Raw genomic sequence first — 20,438 nt, forward strand, 5'->3', positions numbered from 1 at the left:
CCGAGGCGTCTCGATTCAATCACTGCCGTCACGGCGTACTGGATCGCGCTTCTACTGCTTTGCGCTCGGCAACAGCTGCGGCAGAAATCCGCGCGTGACGCCCGGCGGCACGGCATCGAGCCCGAGCACCGCGCTCGCGGCCGGCAGCGCCGCATCCGCCATCGCCGCATGCCCTTCCGCGCTCGGATGCACCGCGCCGCCATAGACGGCGGAGAGCACGCCCCAGGTCGCGTCGTGAATGTCGGTCGGCTGGCTCGCCGCCGGCAATCCCTGCGGATAGGTCATCGCGGCAAAATAGCTGTCATTGGCGTCACGGATCCAGCGCGCGCGGGGCAGATAGGCGCGGTATTCCGAGGCGCCGCGGCCGCACAGCATCGGCTGGCTCGCCGCGCTCACGATATCAGGATTGAAGCTCTGGCCGTTCTCCGCAAAGCAGCTGCGGTCGAATTCGGGGTCGTTGCCCGAATGGGCGCAGAAGCCGTGATCGGCGAACGCCGCCTGATGCGCATCGACGAAGGTCATGCGGTCGGCTTCGGGATCGCGGCACAGCGCGCCGCGGCTGCAGGTGGCAAGCCCCTTCAGCTGCGGCAAGAACTCGGTATCGACGAAGGTCGAGACGCGGGCAAGGCGCTGCGGATCGGCGTTGAAGGCCGGATGTATGTCGAAGCCGGCCCGGCCGCCGCGGCAGGGTACGCCGCCGTCGGCGAGCGCGGGGTTGGCGTAGGAGACATAGACGACATGCGAAAGGTCGCCGCCGACCAGCGGCTTGAGCGCCTCGCGCAGCTTGACGAAATTCTGCGGCAGTTCGCGCGCCAGCGCATCGCGGGAATCGTCGACGCTCGCCATCACGCCGGAGCGGCGGAACAGCGCGCGCTCGGTCGCGGTCTCGACGATCACGTCGGCGACGAGGCCGGAGAAATAGACGTCGTTGGCGCCGACCGAGAGCAGCACGAGGTCGAGCGTGCGATCGGGCTGGCGCTTCTTCGCCGCGGTGAGCGCCTCGCGCAACTCGGCGACCTGTGCGTTCACGCTGGTGTTGCAGACACCGGTCTTGCCGGGTGGGCATTCGCGGGCGCGCTGCGAGCCGAGCAGGCCGTCACCGATGCTGGCGCCGGTGCAGGCGAGCGGCAGGTAGGTCACTGCGATGTGGGTGTAGCGCACCGCGAGTGCGAGGGCGGTGCGCGTCTGGTAGCTGTAGAGCGAGCGGTGGCAGGGCGAGTTGAACCAGAGCGCGCTGTAGCGCTGCCAGTTGGCGAGCGTGTCCGGCGCCTCGCAGGCGCGGCCGCCTTTGAAGCCGTGGCGGCTCGGCCGGTAGTACTGCGCACCGGCGGTGCCCAGATAGGAGCGGAAGCAAAATCCTTCGTCCGACAGCGCCAGTGGCCGGTCCGGATTGCCTTCGCCGGACGCGATGCTGTCCCCGAGGCCGGCGACGAAGATGTCACGCACCTGGATCTCGGTCTGGACGCGCTGGGTCGGATCGGAGCCGGAGGAGACGTCGACGGTCGCGACCGTCTGCTTGCCGTAGCGGACGCGCAAATTGATCGGCTCGGCGCAGTCGAAGGTCGATTGCTGCGGCCCGTCGCCGTCGTCGAACGACCAGGCGCAGGTGGCGCCGACCGGCACCGCGCCAACGAGACGGACGGTGACGGGGTGATCGATCGGGGTGAGGTAGTTTTCCTTGGTGTTGTCGCGGGTGCAGGGCTGGTTGACCCGGCCCTGGAGGTCGATGCAGAGCCGATTGACCATGTTGCGGGCCCACCCGCGGCCTTCGCTCTGGAGCTCCAGCGATTGCTCGGCCGCCAGGATGCTGCGGTTGCGCGCGTTCTCGACATGGAGCAGGAAGTCGCGCTCCTCGCGGAACAGCCGGAAGCGGTTACGCACCTCCCAATTGATCTGCAGGGCGCCGGCGTCCTGAGCGCTCGCGCGCTCGGGCGGCATGGCCGTCAGAATCCCGGCAAGCAACAGGGCGCCTGCGGAGAGGGTACGAAGGAATACAGGGATCATGGCCCGCGTCTTCAACGGCAAAGTTGAGGCGGAAATAAGAGAGCATTGCTCCGCCCCCCGCAACCCCTCCGGGTCCAGATCGTGGCCTACCGCTTGTTGGCCTGGCGCAGTATCCGCTCGCGCTCCATCGGCGTCACCTGCTTGGGCAGATTGGCCTGCGCGCAGGCCTCTGCCAGCCGCCGCCGCTCCTGCCAGGGCTCGACCACGTTCATCCAGAGCTCGCGCGTGCCCATGATGGAGATGGCGAGGCCGAACGGGATCACGAAATAGAGGATGCGGAACACCAGCAGCGTTGCCAGAAGCTGCTCGCGCCCGAATTCGGGCAACGCCAGCAGCATGGCGGCATCGAACACGCCGATCGAGCCGGGGGCGTGGCTGGCGAAGCCGAGCAGCGTCGCCAGGATGAACACCACGGCCAGCGACATGCAGTCGATCGGCGGATTGGCCGGCATCAGCAGATACATCGCCGTGGCGCAGAAGCCGAGATCGACCACACCGATCAGGATCTGGACCAGCGTCAGCGGCGCCGACGGCAACACGACCTTCCAGCCCTTCTGGCCGAGTTCGCGCCGCTTTTCGCCCATGCAGAGCCAGACCAGATAGGCACCGATCGAGGCAAGGCCGCCGAGCGCGATCAGCCGATTGATCGAGGAGGGGAGCTGGTCCATCGAGGACGCCGCATCCGGATGGATCGCCATGCCGATCGAGAGCACGAAGATGTTACCGAGCCAGAAGGTCAGGCCCGACAGGAAGCAGATCTTGGCGACGTCGATCGCGTTCAGCCCGTAATCCGAATAGATCCGGAAGCGGATTGCGCCGCCGGTGAAGACCGTGGCGCCGATGTTGTGGCCGATCGAATAGGACGTGAAGCTGGAGAGCGCCGCAATGCGGTACGGAACGTGCTTCTTGCCGATCGTTCGCAGTGCAAAAAAATCGTAGAAGGTCAGCGTACAGAACGCGAAGAACACGCAGATCGCCGCCAGCCCGATGCTGCCGCGGGGAATCTCGGTTAACGCAGTCAGGATGACCCCGGTATCGATGCCCTTGAGGGTCCGCACCAGCGAGGTGATCGCGAAGGCGATAATGAAGATGCTCGCGGCAACTCCGAGCCGTCGCCAGCCGATCCATCTCTTGAAGCCGCGTTTCAGCGCGGGCAGCAGTCCGTGCATTCATCCTCCCGGCGGGGGGCAAGACCGACCCGGCCAGACATTGGCCAGTCGGGTACGATCACGGCCAAAAGCAGGCATCGATCGCTGGGCATGATCCAGCTCATTTAAGGCAAAAACACCGGCTTGTGCAGCCCTTGACAACAATTGGTTCTGCGTCGGACCGGTCACTTTTGTCATACGCGGTTCACATCGGCGGCGCGTTAAGCATATGAGTCGTGAAACCGGCTCGGCCCCGCGCGTTTCGTATGCCGACATGATTTCAGATGCCGGCGCCGTCCGCATTGTTCCAGCGCAAGCCAGCCGGGTCTTTTTTGGAACGTCGATACCGCGTGCTCGTTGGGGCCCCATCAGCAACCGAACATGGTGGAATAAGCGGCTTTTCGTGCAAGCCGCTGCCTTCGTGTTCCACAAAACCGGAAGAGGACGGAACGATGGGACTGTTCACAAAAGACATCAAAACCATGAACGACCTGTTCGTGCATCAGCTCCAGGACATCTATTACGCCGAGCAGCAGCTGACCAAGGCGCTGCCGAAGATGGCCAGTAAGGCCACCGATCCGCAGCTGAAGCAGGGCTTTTTGACGCACCTCGAAGAAACCAAGCAGCACGTCGCGCGGCTCGAAGAAGTGTTCAAGATGCACGGCGTCCCCGTGAAGGCGGTCGACTGTCCGGCGATCGACGGCATCATCGAGGAAGCCGACGAGACCGCCGGCGAAGTCGCCGACAAGGCGGTGCTCGACGCCGCCCTGATCAACGCGGCGCAGGCCGCAGAACATTACGAGATCGTACGCTACGGCAGCCTGATCGCCTGGGCCAAGCAGCTCGGCCGCAACGACTGCGCGACCGTGCTCGCCAAGACGCTGGAGGAGGAGAAGGCGACCGACCAGAAGCTCACCAAGCTCGCAGAGAGCAAGGTGAACCTGCGCGCGGCCAGCTAAGCTTAGGCTTGACCAGCATGGCGCCGCGCGGGTGTCCGCGCGGCGTTTGCATGCATTACGTCATCGTTCGGTCGTTATCGAAGCATGACGGCAGGCTAGAAGCGTATATTCCGCATGGGGCTGCAACCGAGGTGGCAGCATGCGCGCGAGCACCATCAAATATGAGACCTTCGACCACGGAGCCGGCGTAGCGCATGCCGGTTCGCGTCTTGCGACCTCGCTCACGCTCGCCGCGATGAGCCTCGGCTACGGCGTGGTGCAGCTCGACGTCACCATCGTCAACACCGCGCTTGATGCGATGGGCCGGACGCTCGGCGGCGGCGTTGCCGAGCTGCAATGGGTGGTCAGCGCCTACACCATCGCGTTTGCCGCCTTCATCCTGACGGCAGGCGCGCTCGGCGACCGCATCGGCGCCAAGCGCGTCTTCATGGCGGGGTTCGCCATCTTCACCGCGGCTTCGCTCGCCTGCGCGCTGTCTCCCGATGCGACCGTGCTGATCGGCGCGCGGCTGGTGCAGGGGCTGGCGGCGGCGATCCTGGTGCCGAATTCCCTCGCGCTGCTCAATCATGCCTATCCGGACGACCGCGCGCGCGGCCGTGCCGTCGCGGTCTGGGCTGCCGGCGCGAGCCTTGCGCTCACCGCCGGCCCCTTCGTCGGCGGCGCGCTGATCACGCTGGTCGGCTGGCGCGCGATCTTCCTGGTCAATCTGCCGATCGGGCTCGCCGGCCTGTGGCTGAGCTGGCGATACGCCAGCGAGACCACGCGGGCCCGCTCGCGCGAGATCGACCTGCCCGGCCAGCTGGCCGCGATCGGGGCATTGGGGGCGCTGGCCGGCGCGATCATCGAAGGCGGTGCGCTCGGGTGGGATCATCCGGTCGTGGTCGCAGCCTTCGTCGGGGCCGCCGGTCTCGTCGCGCTCTTCATCTGGCGCGAGAGCCGCGCGGCGCAGCCGATGCTGCCGCTGTCGCTGTTCGGCCACCGGCTGTTCGCGCTGACCTCGCTGGTCGGCCTGCTCGTCAACATCGCGATCTACGGCCTGATCTTCGTGCTCAGCCTGTACTTCCAGCGGATCAACGGGCTGTCGGCGTGGTGGACCGGGCTCGCCTTCGTGCCGATGATGGCGGCGGTGCTGCCGGTCAATCTGCTGGCGCCGCGCCTCGCCGAGCGCATTGGCCCGTGCCCGACCATCGTCGTCGGTGCCAGCGTGTCGGCGGTCGGCTGTCTCGGCCTGCTGTGGATCGAAGCCGACACCAGCTATTGGGCGATCTGCGCGCAGATGATCGCGATCAGTGGCGGACTTGGGCTGCTGGTTCCGCCGCTGACCTCGACCTTGCTGGGCAGCGTCGACAAAGCGCGCTCCGGCATCGCGGCGGGCGTTCTGAACGCGACGCGGCAGACGGGCAGCGTGCTCGGCGTCGCGCTGTTCGGCTCACTGGTGGCCGCGGAGGGGGCGTTCATGGCGGGCCTGCATCTAGCGCTGGTCGTGTCCGCGTCCGTCCTGCTGCTCGCCGCCATCGCGATCGGCCTCGGTGCGCCGGCGCGAGGATGAACAATCCGAGTGAATGAACACATCTTCCGTTCACCATTGCCGCAACAGGCGCGTAGCCGGTTACCACCTGTCCATATTGATCGGGTCAAGTGCGGGTCCATCAGAGGCCTGCGATGCATCAAATTCTCTACTGTCTCACCGAAGAGCACGATTGGCGGCTCGTCGCGCTTGGCGGCGCGGTGTGCCTGCTCGCCAGCGCGGCGGCCATCAGCCTGTTCCACCGGGCGCGCGCGACGCAAGGCGTCGGCCGTCTGGCCTGGCTCGGCCTCGACGCCGCTGTCAGCGGCTGCGGCATCTGGGCGACGCATTTCATCGCGATGCTGGCCTACGGACCGGGAGGCGCGGGCGCCTACAACATCCCGGTGACGATCCTGTCGTTGGTCTTTGCGATCTCCGTGACCTTCGTGGGGCTGAGCATCGCCGTGTCGTCCTCGCGGGCGGTCGGGATCGTTCTCGGCGGCGCCATCGTCGGCACCGGTGTCGCGGCGATGCATTACACCGGCATGGCGGCGCTGGAGATACCGGCGCGCGTGGACTGGATCGGAAGCACGGTCGCCGCCTCGGTGCTGTCAGGAATTGTCTTTGCGGCACTTGCACTGTTCGTGGCCGCGCGGCGCGACGACCTCTTCCATGCGCTGACGGCGACGGTCCTGCTGACCGTCGCTATCGTCGCGCATCATTTCACCGCAATGGGCGCGGTGCTGCTGACGCCGGATCCGACGCTCGCGATCGGCGGTCTGTCGATCCCGCCGGCGTCGCTGTCCTTCCTCACGGCCAGTGCGGCGGTTGCGATCATCGCGATCGCGCTCGTGGCCGCGCTGCTCGACCGCCGCGCCAGGAGTGAATTGGGCGCCCAGCAAATGGTGCTGGATACGGCGCTCGAGAACATGTCGCAGGGTCTGTGCATGTTCGACGCGGACGGCAAGGTCATGCTGTTCAACGAGCGCTATGCCGCCATGCTCCGCCGCACCGACATTGCGCTGACTGGCCGCCTGCTGGTCGACGTGCTCAGGGACGAGCAGGCCAAGGGCCAGTGGCAGGGCGACGCGGATGAGTTCTTCGCCCGCCTCGTGGCCGACGCGCGCGAGGGGCGCACCACGACCGACATCGTCAGCCGGTTCGGCCGCTCCATCCGGGTCGTCAACCAGCCGATGCAGGGCGGCGGCTGGGTCGCGACCTTCGAGGACATCACCGAATGGCTGGAGGCGCAGGCCAAGATCTCGCACATGGCGCGCCATGACGCGCTGACCAGCCTGCCGAACCGCGTGCTGTTCCACGAGCAGCTCGAGCAGGGACTGCGCCGGACCAGGTCGGGCGATCAGCTCGCGGTGCTGTGTCTCGATCTCGACCACTTCAAGGACATCAACGACTCGCTCGGCCATCCCATCGGCGACGCGCTGTTGAGGGAGGTCGGCCGCAGGCTGAAGGCGACGGTCGGCGAGAGCGACACGGTGGCGCGACTGGGCGGCGACGAGTTCGCCGTGGTCCAGATCGGCCGCTCCGAGGAAACCGCTGCGAGATCGCTTGCCGGCCGCCTCGTCGAGGTCATCTCGGCGCCCTACGAGATCGACGACCATCAGATCGTGATCGGCGTCTCGATCGGCATCTCGCTGTCGCCGCAAGACGGCAGCGATCCGAGCGAATTGTTGAAGAACGCCGACCTCGCGCTCTACCGCGCCAAGGCGGATGGCCGCGGCACCTATCGCTTCTTCGAGACCGGCATGGATGCCCGCGCGCAGGCGCGGCGCCTCCTGGAAATGGACCTGCGCGCGGCGGTGCAGCGCGACGAGTTCGAGGCGTATTATCAGCCGATCCGCGACGTCGCCAGCGGCCGCGTCGTCGCCTTCGAGGCGCTGCTGCGCTGGAACCATCCGCAGCGTGGCCTGATCGCGCCCATCGACTTCATTCCGCTGGCCGAGGAGACCGGACTGATCGTCCAGCTCGGCGAATTCGTGCTGCGCTCGGCCTGCACCGATGCCGCCACATGGCCGGACGATGTCGACCTCGCCGTCAATTTGTCGCCGGTGCAGTTCAAGAATCCGAACCTGATCGCATCCGTGATCGCGGCGCTCGCAGCTTCGGGACTTGACGCGCGCCGCCTCGAGCTCGAGATCACCGAATCCGTGCTGCTGCAGAATAGCGAGGCGACGCTGACCACGCTGCATGATCTGCGCGCCATGGGCGTGCGCATCTCGCTGGACGATTTCGGCACCGGCTATTCGTCGCTGAGCTATCTGCGCAGCTTCCCGTTCGACAAGATCAAGATCGACCGCTCCTTCGTGTCGGAGCTGGCGACGCGAGAGGATTCCATGGCGATCATCCGCGCCGTGACCGGTCTCGGCCGCAGCCTCGGCATCGTCACCACCGCGGAAGGCGTCGAGAACGACGCGCAGCTCGAGCTGCTCAGGCGCGAGGGCTGCACCCAGGCGCAGGGCTATCTGTTCAGCAAGCCGCGGCCCGCCTCCGACGTGACGATCATGCTGGGTCGCCCGCGGCTGCTTGCATCGGCTTGAGGACCCTATTGTTTGAGCATGATCTATTCGGAAAACCGCTTCGCACTTTTCCGGATCATGCTCTAGCCGCGGCGCAGGGCGAAATGGGCGCCGCAGAATGCCATGACGGCGCCGAGGCACAGCGCGGCGAAGCCGGCCAGCACGCCCGAGACGGTCGGGACCGGGCTCGGCGCCGAGGCCACCTGGCCCGCACCGGCGAGCAGCAGCACGCCGACCGCGATCAGGAACTGCCGCATCCGTTGCGGGATCTGGCCGTCGGCGGCGCTCTGCATCAATGTCGCCGTGAAATAGCCGCCGGAGAAGCCGACCGTCGCGATCAGCCACCACGCGATCGCCGCGCCCGCGGGTATGAACTCGTGCGTGTCGGAGCGCCAGAGACCACCGAGGTCGAGCCCATAGCGCGCGCCCAGCATGTGCACCGCCAGCGCGAGCAGCACTCCTGATATCACGGCGGCGCCGAGAATCAGGCGGCGCGGAAAAAAGGTCGTCTCAGCCATGCCTCGCTTGTAGGATGGGCGAGGGCGATCGCGCAAGCGGATCGCGGGCGGGATTGATGAATCGAGATGCAGGTCTTGGAAGCCGAGGTCACGTCAGTCACGAGCTATGCCTATAAGGCGTCGCTGATCGGCTCGGCGCATCGCTTCGAGCTGACGGAGCAGGGGCTGTCCTGGCACATCGGCGGCCGCACCTCACTGTGGCCTTATGACGAGATCAGCGCGATCCGGCTGTCGTTCCGCCCGGTGTCGATGCAACAGCACCGCTTTCGCGCCGATGTCACTCACAGCAGCGGCCGCCGCATCGCGATCCTGTCGACGAGCTGGCAGACCGCGGCACTGATGGCGCCGCAGGACAACGGCTTTCGCGCGTTCATCCTCGCGCTGCACGCCCGGATGGCGAAGGCGGGCAGCCGCGCGGTGCTGACGGCGGGGCTCGGCCGCACGGCCTATGCGGCGGTGCTGGCGTTCCTGGCGGTGCTGACGGTGGCGATGGCGGGCCTGTTGATCCGCGCCCTCGTGAGCGGCGAGTTCGCCGGCGCGCTGTTCATCCTCGGCTTTGCCGCGCTGTTCGCCTGGCAGGTCGGCGGCTTCGTCCGGCGCAACCAGCCGCAGAGATACAGCTTCGATCAGGTGCCGAAGGCCCTGCTGCCCTAGGTGCAATCGGCCGCAATCAAACGTGACTTCGCGCAACCGCGCCGATGCCGCATCGTGCCGCCATGTCAGTCATGGACCGCAGCACGCGTCTGCCGACGGCAGACGAGATCGCGGGAATCAACCGCACCCATCTGATCGAGACGCCGCTCCGGCCGGCCGACCTGCTGTTCATGTTCGGCACCCGCGAGGACGTCGGCTTGCGCGCAGACACCGCCGCGCGGCTGTGGCGCGAGGGCTATTTCCGCTGGTCGATTGTCAGCGGCGGTGTGACGCCGGGCTCGGAGCAATCCGAGTGCACGGTCATCAAGGCTGCGATGATTGCGGCGGGCATTCCGGCGGACCGGATCCTCGAGGAGCATCGCGCGATGAACACCGGCGAGAACGTGATCTTCTCGCTGCCGATCATCGATGCGGCGCTGAGCCTTGCAAACATCCGCAGCGTGATCTGCCTCGGCAACACCTGGACCGCGCGGCGCTATCCGATGACGCTGCACCGGCACTGGCCGGAGGTGACGAAGATGCTGCTCACCGTCGACAGCTTTGCGACGCCGCGCGCGCTCTGGCACACCGACGCCGAATTTTGCCGCCGCATGCTGCACGAATGGGACAAGATCGAGCTGTACAGGGCGAAGGGCTTTATTGCGGAGTGGCCGGAGGCCTGAGAGGCCTCCGCGAGCTACTCCGTGGAGTCGAAATCCTCTTCCTTGGTGCCGAGCAGCGAGACGAGCGTGCGCAGGCCGGAATCGAGCTGCTCGAAGGTGGGCGGCGCGAGGGCGAGGCGCACCGCGTTCGGTGCATGGCCATGGGCGATCGCGAAGGTGGAGGACGGCGTCAGCGCGATGCCGCGCCTCGCTGCTGCTCCGACGAAGGTCTGGGAGCGCCAGTGCGGCGGCAGCGTCAGCCAGAGATGATAGGAGCGCGGATCGGCCGCGTGCTGGTAGCCGGCCAGCAGCCTTGCGGCGGTCTGCTGCCGCCGCGCGGCGTCGATGCGCTTCAGCCGCGTCAGCTCGGCGACGGTGCCGTCGGCCATCAGCCGCTGCCCGGCCGCCAGCGCATGGCCGGAGGCGATCCAGCCGCCGGTGCGCACCGCGCTCATCACGCTCTCGCGCAGGTGAGGCGGCGCCACGAGGATGCCGAGCGCAAGGCCCGGCGCGACCTTCTTGGACAGGCTGTCGATCACGATGCAGCGGTCCGGCCCGAGCGCGGCGAGCGGCGTGTCGTCGGCGAGGAAGCCGTAGACGGTGTCCTCGATGATGGTGAGGTCGAGCTTTTCGGCGACGCGCATGATGTCGGCGCGCCGCGTCGCGTTCATGGTGACGCCGAGCGGGTTCTGAATGATGGGCTGCAGATACAGCGCCGACAGATGCGCCTCGCGATGCGCTTTCTGGATCGCATCGGGACGTGCGCCGAATTCGTCCATGGGAATCGGGACCAGCGTGATGCCGAGCCGCGCCGCGATGCTCTTGACGTAAGGGTAGGTCAGCGCTTCGACGCCGCAGCGGCCGCCGGTGGGGACGAGCGCCGCGAGCGCGGCGGCGAGCGATTGCTTGCCGTTGGCGGTGAAGACGATCTGCTCGGCCTGCGGCGCGAAGTCCTTGCGCGCGAGATAGGCGGCGGCAGCGTTGCGCGCGCTCTTGGTGCCGGTGCTGGTCGAGACGCGCAGCGCGGATTCGAGCGCGTCGACGCGCTCGAGCCCCGCAAGGCTCTTGGCGATCATCGCCCATTGCTGCGGCAATAGCGGATAATTGACCTCGAAATCGATCCGCGCATCGCGCGGCTCGCTCAAAGCTTCGACCTCGCGCCTGATGTCGCCGGAGATAAAGGTGCCGCGGCCGACCTCGCCGACGACGAGGCCGCGACGGAGCAGCTCCGTATAAACCCGGCTCGCGGTCGAGACCGCGATGCCGCGGTCATAGGCAAAATTGCGCTGCGGCGGCAGCCGATCGCCGGGCCTTAACGTGCCGTTAGAGATATCCGAGGCAATGGCATCGGCAAGCTTCACGTACTCGAACTTGGACATTATTGCACCGAGAGCAATGTTTTACTTGCTCCGAGCAGTGTACTGGAGCATTTAAGTTCCATCAAGTTCCACGATTGAGCCGAGGAGAGCGAGAGCAATCCGACGGCAAATGAGGTGCAGGCGCTGACAGCGTCGGCGCCAACGGCACCTGCTTCGCCGCGCGGGACAACAGGCCGGAGAAGAAACATGACCACGATCTCGCAAACTGCCGGGCGGAGTTTACGCCCATCCTCAACGGGCGGATTTTTTGCAACGCTCGCCCAGGCCGCCTATGCGCTGTTCAACCGCCTCGAGCGCCGCTCGGCGGTGAAGACATTGAACGAGCTCGACGACCGCGCCCTGCGCGACATCGGGATAACGCGCAGCCAGATCGAGGACGCCGTCTACGGGCAGGTCAAGGCCGAACTGACGCGGTATCTGTGAGGCGAACTCTCTCGTGTCCCGGACGCGCTGCAACGCTCTTGGCGTTGCTGCGCTGAGCCGGGACCCAGGAAGCCGCGCGCACCGCTACATGGGCCCCGGCTCTGCAGCGCACCGCCGACCGGACGATGCTTCGCATCGCCGGGGAGGCGCTGCGCTGCGTCCGGGGCACGAGACCTTTGTTCAACGATAGACATGGTTCGTCATCCTCGCGGCGCAGCTCGCCCGAGCTTTGCTTCATCTCTTCACCCTCATAATTGAAAGAGGGCGCAGGGAAGGCCGGGAGCCGGCTGGCACCCGCGGTCCACTGTGCGATGTTGCAGTAAGGAAATCTGCACAGCGGCATACAGGTGTAGCCAGGACATCCCGGCCTTCCCTGCGCAGTGGCTTTACGGCTTATGTCGTGCTCTCCCCGGGGAGCGTTGCACTATTGCCCCCGTCGCCTTGCGGATGGCTGACGGATGCGTCCGGTTGGACGACACCCATCACCGCAACACTTGACGCACAGACCCCGGGCGTCAGGACCACACGGTTTTGCCGTACGCCGATCACACCGGTCGTGTGCGCGAGGTCTTCGCTCACGGTTACCCGCCCTGCAAAACCCTTCGCGCCGATGTGACCCACGTCCACCGCCGCCCGGCCCGCGTTCGTGACGATCGCGATACGCCCCTCTTCCTTGGGCCGGGTTGTCGCGACACATACGTGATTTCCGAATTTCGGTAAAGTGGAATATTTTGGCCACCGCACGTTGACCGATAGACGGTGTGTTTTGCCCGTCGGGCAACGCAAGGTCTGGTAGCTCGCGTGTCCCGGACGCGCTGCAACGCCCTTCGCGTTGCTGCGCAGAGCCGGGACCTAGCAGGCCACGCAATCCGCCGATGCATGGGCCCCGGCTCTGCAGCGCACCGCTGAAGTAGCGCTGCGCTGCGTCCGGGGCACGAGAGCGGAGTTTCCGACGCACACCAGCATCGTCACACTCGCAATGACGGGAATAGGTCAGAGCCTAGTGCCTCACCACCAGCACCGAGCACTTGGCGTAGCGCACGACGTGTCCGGCGTTGGAGCCGAGGAAGTAGGTGCGCATTGCCGGCCGGTGCGAGGTCATCACGATCAGATCGGCCTTCATGTGCACGGCTTCCTCCAGGATCTCGTGGTAGATGCCGCCCTGGCGCACCACGCTGGAGATGCGGGAAGCCTCGATGCCGGATTCGCGTGCGACGATGGCGAGGGCTTCTTCCGAGGTCTGGCGCTGCTGCTCGTCGAAATCGGCCGGCACGTATTCGGCCAGCATCACCGGCGTCATCGGCAGCACGTTGAGCAGGCGCACCTGGCCGCTCCAGGTCTGCGACAGCGTTGCCGCGGTCGCGATCGCCGGCTTGGCGAGGTCGGTGTCGGCGAGGTCGATGGGCACGAGGATGGACTTGAACATCTGCGCCTCCAAATCTTCCAGTCAGCAACTTTTGCCGGTCGTCGCGATCATCCCGATCGAAGCAGCTTGGGGCTGGTGAACAGCACCAGCTTGCCGCGGCGGTAGGCCACGTCACCCCAATCCTTGACGTCAAAATCGAAGATCGCAAGCCCCGCGGTGGGCAGATTGTCAGCGAGCGCCCTGGCGCCATCAGGATCGCCGCCGCCCATCAGCATCAAGGCGGCCTCGTGCATGCCGGGATTGTGGGCGACCAGCAGCAATTGCTTCGGGTCGGCCGGGGCGGTTGCGGTGCGAATGGACTCCAGGATCTGCGCGGGATCGGCGCCGTAGAGCTCCGGCAGGATCTCGACCTGCGGCGTCGGGACGCGGTCCTTCATCGCCTCCCAGGCGATGTCCCAGGTCTGCCGGGCCCGGACGGCGTGCGACACCAGCACGGTCTCGGGGAAGGGCGGGTGGGCGGCGATCCAGTCGCCGATCCGGGCGGCATCCTTGTGGCCGCGATCATCGAGCCGTCGGTCCTGGTCACGGCCGCTCGGCGCGTCGGTCTCGGTCTTGGCGTGACGCAGCAGCATCAAACGGCGCATGGCATTCTCGAATCGTTACGGTCGCTGATAATGTACAGACGCGGGTGAGGACAAGGTGACAAGCGCCCGCTCAGTCCTCTAAGAAAACGGCATGAGCGAGACTTTCACAAGCGTGTCCCAGGAAGAAGCCGGCTTTCGCGACCGTGTGCGGCTGTCGTTCGATCTCGACGCCGACATCTGCGTCATCGGTGCCGGGCTTGCCGGGCTCTCCATCGCGCTGGAGGCGGCCCGGCTCGGGGCCAGCGTCGCGGTGCTCGAAGGCCGTCATATCGGCTGGAACGCCTCCGGCAACCAGCTCGGCACTGTGCTGCCGGGCTTTGCGCTGCCGCTCACCGACCTGATTGAGCGCATCGGCTTCGAGGACGCGCGTGAATTGTGGACGCTGTCCAAGGAGGGGGCCGAGTTCGTCCGCGCCAACGCCACGGAAGAGAACATGCCGGGGATCGCCCCGAGCAATGGCGTGCTGGAGGTCTCCAACGTCGACGCCGGCGACCGTCTGATCAGCCGGTTGCAGATGCTGAACGAGGATTTCGACACCGAGGTCGAAGGCTGGCAGGTCGATCGCGTCCGCGAGGTGCTCAGGACCGATCGCTATTTCCACGGCGTGTATTATCCCAAAGCGTTCCAGGTCGACGGCCGCAAATATGTGCACGGCCTTGCGGCGCTGGCGCGGCGGGCAGGCGCCCGCATCTTCGAGGACACGCCGGTCGTCAGCATCGATCATTCCGGCATCCGCAAACGCATCGTCACGCCGTCGGCGCGTATGCGCGCGACCCACATCGTGCTTGCCGGCAACATCCATCTCGGCGCGCCCTTGCGGCGCCTGTCGGAGACGCTGCTGCCGGTCTGGCGCTATGCCGGCATCACCGCGCCGCTCGGCGAGCGCGTGCACGAGATCATCGCCTTCAAGGGAGCGGTGATGGATTCCGACGGTGTCGACCATTTCCGCATCGTCGACGGCGACCGGCTGATGTGGGAGAGCCCGGAGACCACCTGGGCCGCGCGTCCGCAGCGCTTTGCAGGCAGCGTCAGGCGGCGGATACGTACGATCTTTCCGGAGCTCGGCAATGTCGAGGTCACTGATATGTTCGGTGGCGCCACCGGCCAGACCGTGCACGGCATGCCGCAGATCGGCCAGTTGCGCAAAGGCCTGTGGGTGGCGAGCGGGTTCGGCCGCCAGGGCATGAACACCTCCGCCATGGCCGGGCAGATGATCGCGCGCAGCATCCTGTGGGGGGATGAGCGCTGGAAGCTGTTCTCGCCGTTCGAGCTGGTCTGGGCGGGCGGCGCCACGGGGCGGGTCGCGGGCCAGCTGGTCGGGATCTGGGGCAGGGCGAGTTCCGCCGCCGCAGGCTCGCTCGCCCGCTACCGCGAGCGTGCCAGGGTCAAGGACAGGGAGCGCGAGGCGCGGCTTGCCGAGGCCAACCGGGCCGCCGGCACTGGTCCGCGCCGCCCACCGTCCGGCGTCAGGCCGCGACCGGCCCCGCCGCCGAAACGCCCGGCCCGGGAGGCAGAGCAGGTTGTGGAACCGGCCTCGCATGATGGCGCCGTCTCCCAATAAGTTGAGAGAAATTCCGCCCGGACGTGTAACTTCGGCCGACAGAAGCCCGTATCTCAGGGCGTGGATTGCCCGCGCACGGAGAATGAGATGTTTGACCGCCGCATCCTGTTGACGACTGCCGCCGGCCTGTTCGGCCTTGGGGCCTTCCGCTGGCTGAGAGCAACGCCCGCCGAGGCTGGCGAGAAAGCCGCGGAAAAGTTCGAGATCACGAAGACGGAGGCTGAATGGCGCGCCCAGCTCACGCCGCAGCAATATGAGATTCTGCGCAACCACGGCACCGAGCGGCCCGGCTCCAGTCCGCTCTTGAAGGAGCACCGCAAGGGGACCTTCGCCTGCGCCGGCTGCGACCTGCCGCTGTTCGCGTCCGAGACCAAGTTCGAGAGCGGTACGGGCTGGCCGAGCTTCTACCAGCCGATCGAGGGCAATGTCGGCAAGACCGAAGACCGGGCCTACGGCATGGTTCGCACAGAGGTGCATTGCCGGCGCTGCGGCGGCCATCTCGGCCACGTCTTCGACGACGGTCCGAAGCCGACGGGATTGCGCTATTGCATCGACGGTTTCGGGCTGGTTTTCCACCCCGCGGCGGCGTCAGCGACGTAGAGTTCACCTTGTCATTCCGGGGCGGTCCGCAGGACCGCAGGACCGAACTATGGTGCGCGCTTGCGCACCTGAGAATCTCGAGGTTCTCAGGTACGCAATTGCGCACCAGAATTCGATGCTGACGCTCGCTCCGGAACGACAATTTCTCCCGGCAATTGTTGCCGGTCCCGGCAAATGTGCCCCGGTCATCAGGCCGGGGCTTTTTTGTTAAGTCATTGATTTTCTGAAGATACCCGCATTGGCATAGCCCTTGCGACTGTCTCCTTCGACTGCGGCCATGTCGACCCGCCGCCGAGATCGGATTTGGAGACAAAGTTATGGGTATCTTCGATGCAATGAACACCTCGGTGGGTGGCCTGCAGGCGCAGTCCTACGCGCTGCAGAACATCTCCGGCAACATCGCGAACTCATCCACCACCGGTTACAAGGGCATCGGCACCAGCTTCGTCGATCTCATCCCCGACTCCTCGGTCCCGAGCAAGCAGGTCGCGGGCGGCGTGACGGCCAACGCCAAGGCCACCATCACCACGCAGGGCACGATCTCGGGCTCCACCGTCGCCACCAACATGGCGATCACCGGCGACGGCTTCTTCTCGATCCAGAAGGCGAGCGGCGTCGTCGACAACGTGCCGGTCTTCACCGGCGTCACCTATTACACGCGGCGCGGCGACTTCCAGCTCAATGCCAACGGCAATCTGGTCAACGGCGCCGGTTATTACCTGATGGGCGTCACGGTCGATCCGAAGACCGGTAACCCGACCGGCAGCGTGGCAAACGTGCTGCAATTCCAGAACAACTTCATTCCGGCGCAGGCGACCACCTCGATCCAGTACGCTGCGAACCTGCCGACCCAGCCGAACACGGTGGCGAAAACGACCGCGTCGAGCGGCACGCTGCTGGCGGCCGGCGGGCTGAACCCGTCCGATTTCGCAGCCAACCCGCTGCCGGTCGGCACACCTCCCGCGCCCTATGCCAACGCATTGGTGTCCGGCGCGGCTGCAACCGGCAACGTCCGTTCGGCCTACTCGTCGACGACGGGCACGGGCACGGTCGCACTCCAGAACAATTCGTCGGCGGTGGCCTCGACCACCACATCGCTCGATAACGCGGTCGGCACGCATCTCGCCTCCAGCATCCTCACCGCCTTGAGCGGCCAGACGCTGACCATCAATGGCAACACCATCACGTTCAACGGCGGCACGACGGTCTCGACCGTCGGCAACAACACCACGATCGGTCTCGGCGCGGGCACCACGGCGACGGTCGCGGACATCCTGAACGGGATCCAGACTGCGGGCGGCGCCGGCGTCACGGCCTCGCTCTCCGCCAGCGGCAACATCGTGATCTCCAGCGGCACCGGCACCGACGTGGCGGTCGGCAGCGGTACGGCCGCCACCGCGCTCGGCATCAGCAGCGTAACCCGCGGCGGCAACGTGCTGTCCTCGCCCGCGATCTCGGGTGCAACGGTGCTGAGCGGCAGCGCGACCGCCGGTGGCGCCCAGGTGCTCTCGTCCGGCTTCGCCGCCGGCGATACCATCACCGTCAACGGCCAGACACTGACTTTCGTCTCGCCGCCTACGGTTCCCAGCGCCGCTCAGATCCTCACCACCGACAATGTCACGACTCTGCTCGGCAAGATCGACGCGCTCTCCGGCGCCTCGGGATCGTCGGTCAGCAGCGGCGGCGTCATCACGCTGAACACCGGCACCGTCTCCAACCTCTCGGTGTCCAGCTCCAACAGCGCTGCCTTCTCGGCGCTCGGCTTCACCTCGACCATCACCAAGAACCGCGACGGCGGCGGCACCGCCGGCACCGGTGGCGTGATCGGCAACGACATCGCGACCTTCACCAAGGAATCGATCAGCGGCGGCGCGGTGACCGCCTACAACGCCGCCGGCACGCCGGTGAACCTGCAATTGCGTTGGGCCAAGACCGACAGCGCCTCGCTGGGCGCGGGTCATTCGGATAGCTGGAACCTGTTCTACCAGACCGATCCGAACGCCACCGGCACGACCGTCGGCTGGGTCAATACCGGCCAGACGTTCACCTTTGCCAGCGACGGCTCGCTGACCTCGCCGAGCGGCTCGGGCATCACCATCAACAATGTCAGCGTCAGCGGCCAGTCGCTCGGCTCGGTCGCCTTCAACATCTCCTCAGGCGGACTGACGCAATATGCCAGCACCAGCGGCGCGGTGACCATCAACACCATCACGCAGAATGGCTATGCCGCCGGTCAGCTTCGCTCGGTCGCCGTCAACAACAACGGCATCGTGGTCGGCACCTTCTCCAACGGCCAGAACCTCAACCTCGCTCAGGTTCAGCTGTCGCACTTCAACGGCACCAATTATCTGAAGGCGATGGACGGCGGTGCCTATGCCGCGACCGAGCAGTCGGGTGACGCGATCGACGGCGCTTCGGGCACCATCAGCGGCTCGTCGCTGGAGGGATCCAACACCGACATCGCCGACGAATTCACCAAGCTGATCGTGACCCAGCAGGCCTATTCGGCCAACACCAAGGTGATCACGACTGCGAATTCGATGGTGCAGGACCTCTTGAACGTGTTGCGCTGATCGGCGCGTAACGTAACCAAAGGCGGCAAGTAACATGGGTTTGAGTTCAGCCCTCGCCAGTGCGATGAGCGGTCTGCGTGCCAACCAGGCCGCGCTCTCGATCGTTTCCTCGAACGTCGCCAATGCGCAGACGCCGGGTTACGTCGTCCAGACCCCGAACCAGATCGAGGTCACCACCGGCGATTTCGGCTCGACGGCGATGACGACCGGCGTCAGCCGGGAGCTCGACACCTATGTGCTGAACCAGCTGCGCACCGAGACCGGCGGCAGCGGCTACGCCGATCAGATGGCCAACATCCTGAAGCAGCTTCAGAATGTCTATGGCACGCCGGGCAACAGCGGCACGCTCGAAACCGCGCTGAACAAGTTCACCACGGCGCTGCAGGCGCTGTCGACCAGCTCGGGCGCCTCATCGGCGCAAACCGTGGCTCTCGGTGCGGCGCAGGCGCTGGCCACGCAGCTCAACGTCACCACCAAGGGCATCCAGTCGCTGCGCTCCAATGTCGAGCAGGATCTCGGCAATTCGGCGCAAGCGGCCAACGTCGCCATGCAGCAGATCGCCGACATCAACACCAAGCTGCAGGGCCTGTCGGCCAACGATCCCTCGGCCGCGACGCTGATGGACCAGCGCGACCAGGCCATCAACACGCTGTCGAAATATGTCGACGTCCGCGTCACCACCGACGGTTCGAACCAGGCCAACATCTACACCACGACGGGCATCCAGCTCGTCGGCGCCGGGCTCGCCTCGCAATTCACCTTTGCTTCCGCCGGCGCGCTGTCGGCGACCTCGCTCTACAACATCGATCCGGCCAAGTCCGGCGTCGGCGCGCTCAACATCGTGCTGCCGAACGGCTCGAAGGTCGACGTGGTCGCCAACAACGTGGTCTCCTCGGGCCAGATCGCAGCCGATCTGAAGCTGCGCGACGAGACGCTGGTGCAGGCGCAGAACCAGATCGACCAGCTCGCTGCCACGATGTCGAGCGCGCTGTCGGACAAGACCACCGCCGGCACCACGGTGTCGGGCCCGCCGGCCGGCTTCGACATCGACCTTGCCGGGGCGCTGCCGGGCAACACCGCCACCTTCACCTACACCGACACGGCGACCAACACGAAGCGCCAGGTCACCCTCGTCAACGTCACCGATCCGGCGGCGCTGCCGCTGCAGAACGCCACCAACGCCAATCCGATGCAGATCGGCGTGAACTTCTCCGGCGGCATGGGCGCGATCGCTTCGGCGCTCAACACGGCGCTCCCCACCTCGCATTTGACGTTCTCCGCCGCGCTGCCGCCGGCGAGCGCCACGACGCTGCGGATCACGGACGACAACAGCGGCCTTGCCAAGGTCAATTCGTCCTCGATCACCAAGACGATCTCGTCGCTGACCTCGGGCAATCCACAACTGCCGCTGTTCACCGACGGCGGACAGGCGCTCTACACCGGCGCGATCACCGCCTCGGGCTCGCAGATGACCGGCCTTGCCGGACGCATCGCCGTGAACACGCAGCTGGTCAACGACCCGACCAGGATGTCGGTGTACAACACCTCGCCGGTGACGCCTTCGGGTGACACCGCGCGTTCGGACTATCTCTACTCGCAGCTCACCTCGGCGGTGTTCTCCTATTCGCCAACGAGCGGTCTCGGCTCGGCGAGCCAGCCCTTCACCGGCAGCGTCTCGAACTATCTGCAGCAGTTCCTGAGCGTCCAGGCCAATTCCGCGACCCAGGCCACCCAGCTCCAGCAGGGCCAGAGCGTTGTGGTCTCGACGCTCCAGGCCAAGTTCGACTCGACCTCCAAGGTCAATCTGGACTCGGAGATGTCGAACCTGATCCAGCTGCAGAATGCCTATGCCGCCAACGCCCACGTCATGTCGGTGGTGCAGAGCATGATGAATACGTTGCTCCAGGCTCAAGTGTAACAAGTAACA

The 20,438-nt window shown here is 66.1% G+C and carries 16 protein-coding genes; 10 read left to right on the forward strand and 6 right to left on the reverse strand.

Annotated elements, in window-relative coordinates; translation table 11 throughout:
• Nucleotides 1-51: 51 nt before the first annotated feature.
• Nucleotides 52-2,004: a hypothetical protein gene (locus XI04_RS02430; protein ID WP_271608763.1), complete on the reverse strand. Its 1,953-nt coding sequence runs from the start codon at nt 2,002-2,004 to the stop codon at nt 52-54.
• Nucleotides 2,005-2,090: 86 nt separating this feature from the next.
• Nucleotides 2,091-3,173 carry a lysylphosphatidylglycerol synthase transmembrane domain-containing protein gene (locus XI04_RS02435; RefSeq protein WP_271608762.1) on the reverse strand — a complete coding sequence of 361 codons (1,083 nt, stop codon included), beginning with the start codon at nt 3,171-3,173 and terminating at the stop codon, nt 2,091-2,093.
• Between the two features lie 431 nt (nt 3,174-3,604).
• On the opposite strand from XI04_RS02435, the gene XI04_RS02440 reads away from it, so the two are divergent.
• The 3 genes from XI04_RS02440 (at nt 3,605) to XI04_RS02450 (ending at nt 8,173) form a co-directional block, all read left to right on the forward strand.
• Complete coding sequence (locus XI04_RS02440) at nt 3,605-4,111, forward strand: YciE/YciF ferroxidase family protein (RefSeq protein ID WP_028143273.1); 507 nt, start codon at nt 3,605-3,607, stop codon at nt 4,109-4,111.
• Between the two features lie 139 nt (nt 4,112-4,250).
• On the forward strand, nt 4,251-5,660 hold the full coding sequence (locus XI04_RS02445) for an MFS transporter (protein WP_152102687.1): 1,410 nt from the start codon (nt 4,251-4,253) through the stop codon (nt 5,658-5,660).
• Between the two features lie 113 nt (nt 5,661-5,773).
• Complete coding sequence (locus XI04_RS02450; RefSeq protein ID WP_152102688.1) at nt 5,774-8,173, forward strand: EAL domain-containing protein; 2,400 nt, start codon at nt 5,774-5,776, stop codon at nt 8,171-8,173.
• Nucleotides 8,174-8,235: 62 nt separating this feature from the next.
• Here XI04_RS02450 and XI04_RS02455 read toward each other — a convergent pair whose 3' ends face one another.
• Nucleotides 8,236-8,670: a hypothetical protein gene (locus tag XI04_RS02455; RefSeq protein ID WP_271608761.1), complete on the reverse strand. Its 435-nt coding sequence runs from the start codon at nt 8,668-8,670 to the stop codon at nt 8,236-8,238.
• A 66-nt stretch (nt 8,671-8,736) separates the two neighbouring features.
• Here XI04_RS02455 and XI04_RS02460 point away from each other — a divergent pair, with 66 nt between their 5' ends.
• Both XI04_RS02460 and XI04_RS02465 read left to right on the forward strand, forming a co-directional pair.
• A complete protein-coding gene (locus XI04_RS02460; RefSeq protein ID WP_028144326.1) occupies nt 8,737-9,324 on the forward strand; it encodes a hypothetical protein in 588 nt (195 codons plus the stop codon).
• 62 nt (nt 9,325-9,386) lie between these two features.
• Nucleotides 9,387-9,986 (forward strand): YdcF family protein, encoded by a 600-nt coding sequence (locus XI04_RS02465; protein ID WP_038951242.1) that lies wholly within the window; start codon nt 9,387-9,389, stop codon nt 9,984-9,986.
• A gap of 14 nt (nt 9,987-10,000) precedes the next feature.
• Here XI04_RS02465 and XI04_RS02470 read toward each other — a convergent pair whose 3' ends face one another.
• Entirely contained in the window at nt 10,001-11,344 is a 1,344-nt protein-coding gene (locus XI04_RS02470) for an aminotransferase-like domain-containing protein (protein WP_028144327.1), read from the reverse strand.
• A 186-nt stretch (nt 11,345-11,530) separates the two neighbouring features.
• On the opposite strand from XI04_RS02470, the gene XI04_RS02475 reads away from it, so the two are divergent.
• Nucleotides 11,531-11,767 (forward strand): DUF1127 domain-containing protein, encoded by a 237-nt coding sequence (locus XI04_RS02475; RefSeq protein ID WP_212428661.1) that lies wholly within the window; start codon nt 11,531-11,533, stop codon nt 11,765-11,767.
• Between the two features lie 1,000 nt (nt 11,768-12,767).
• Here the strand turns inward: XI04_RS02475 and XI04_RS02480 are convergent.
• Nucleotides 12,768-13,193, reverse strand: a complete 426-nt coding sequence (locus XI04_RS02480; RefSeq protein ID WP_026201824.1) for a universal stress protein — start codon at nt 13,191-13,193, stop codon at nt 12,768-12,770.
• Nucleotides 13,194-13,240: 47 nt separating this feature from the next.
• On the reverse strand, nt 13,241-13,777 hold the full coding sequence (locus XI04_RS02485; protein ID WP_028144328.1) for a SixA phosphatase family protein: 537 nt from the start codon (nt 13,775-13,777) through the stop codon (nt 13,241-13,243).
• Nucleotides 13,778-13,868: 91 nt separating this feature from the next.
• On the opposite strand from XI04_RS02485, the gene XI04_RS02490 reads away from it, so the two are divergent.
• The 4 genes from XI04_RS02490 to flgK all read left to right on the forward strand — a co-directional run bounded on the left by XI04_RS02490 (nt 13,869) and on the right by flgK (nt 20,429).
• A complete protein-coding gene (locus XI04_RS02490) occupies nt 13,869-15,338 on the forward strand; it encodes an NAD(P)/FAD-dependent oxidoreductase (protein ID WP_028144329.1) in 1,470 nt (489 codons plus the stop codon).
• Between the two features lie 87 nt (nt 15,339-15,425).
• Nucleotides 15,426-15,938: a peptide-methionine (R)-S-oxide reductase MsrB gene (msrB, locus tag XI04_RS02495; protein ID WP_028144330.1), complete on the forward strand. Its 513-nt coding sequence runs from the start codon at nt 15,426-15,428 to the stop codon at nt 15,936-15,938.
• A 317-nt stretch (nt 15,939-16,255) separates the two neighbouring features.
• Nucleotides 16,256-18,511: a flagellar hook-basal body complex protein gene (locus tag XI04_RS02500; RefSeq protein WP_028144331.1), complete on the forward strand. Its 2,256-nt coding sequence runs from the start codon at nt 16,256-16,258 to the stop codon at nt 18,509-18,511.
• Nucleotides 18,512-18,545: 34 nt separating this feature from the next.
• Nucleotides 18,546-20,429 (forward strand): flagellar hook-associated protein FlgK, encoded by a 1,884-nt coding sequence (gene flgK / locus XI04_RS02505; RefSeq protein ID WP_038973686.1) that lies wholly within the window; start codon nt 18,546-18,548, stop codon nt 20,427-20,429.
• The last annotated feature ends 9 nt before the right edge of the window (nt 20,430-20,438 follow it).

The organism is Bradyrhizobium sp. CCBAU 11430 (assembly GCF_028128855.1).
Lineage (GTDB): Bacteria > Pseudomonadota > Alphaproteobacteria > Rhizobiales > Xanthobacteraceae > Bradyrhizobium > Bradyrhizobium ottawaense.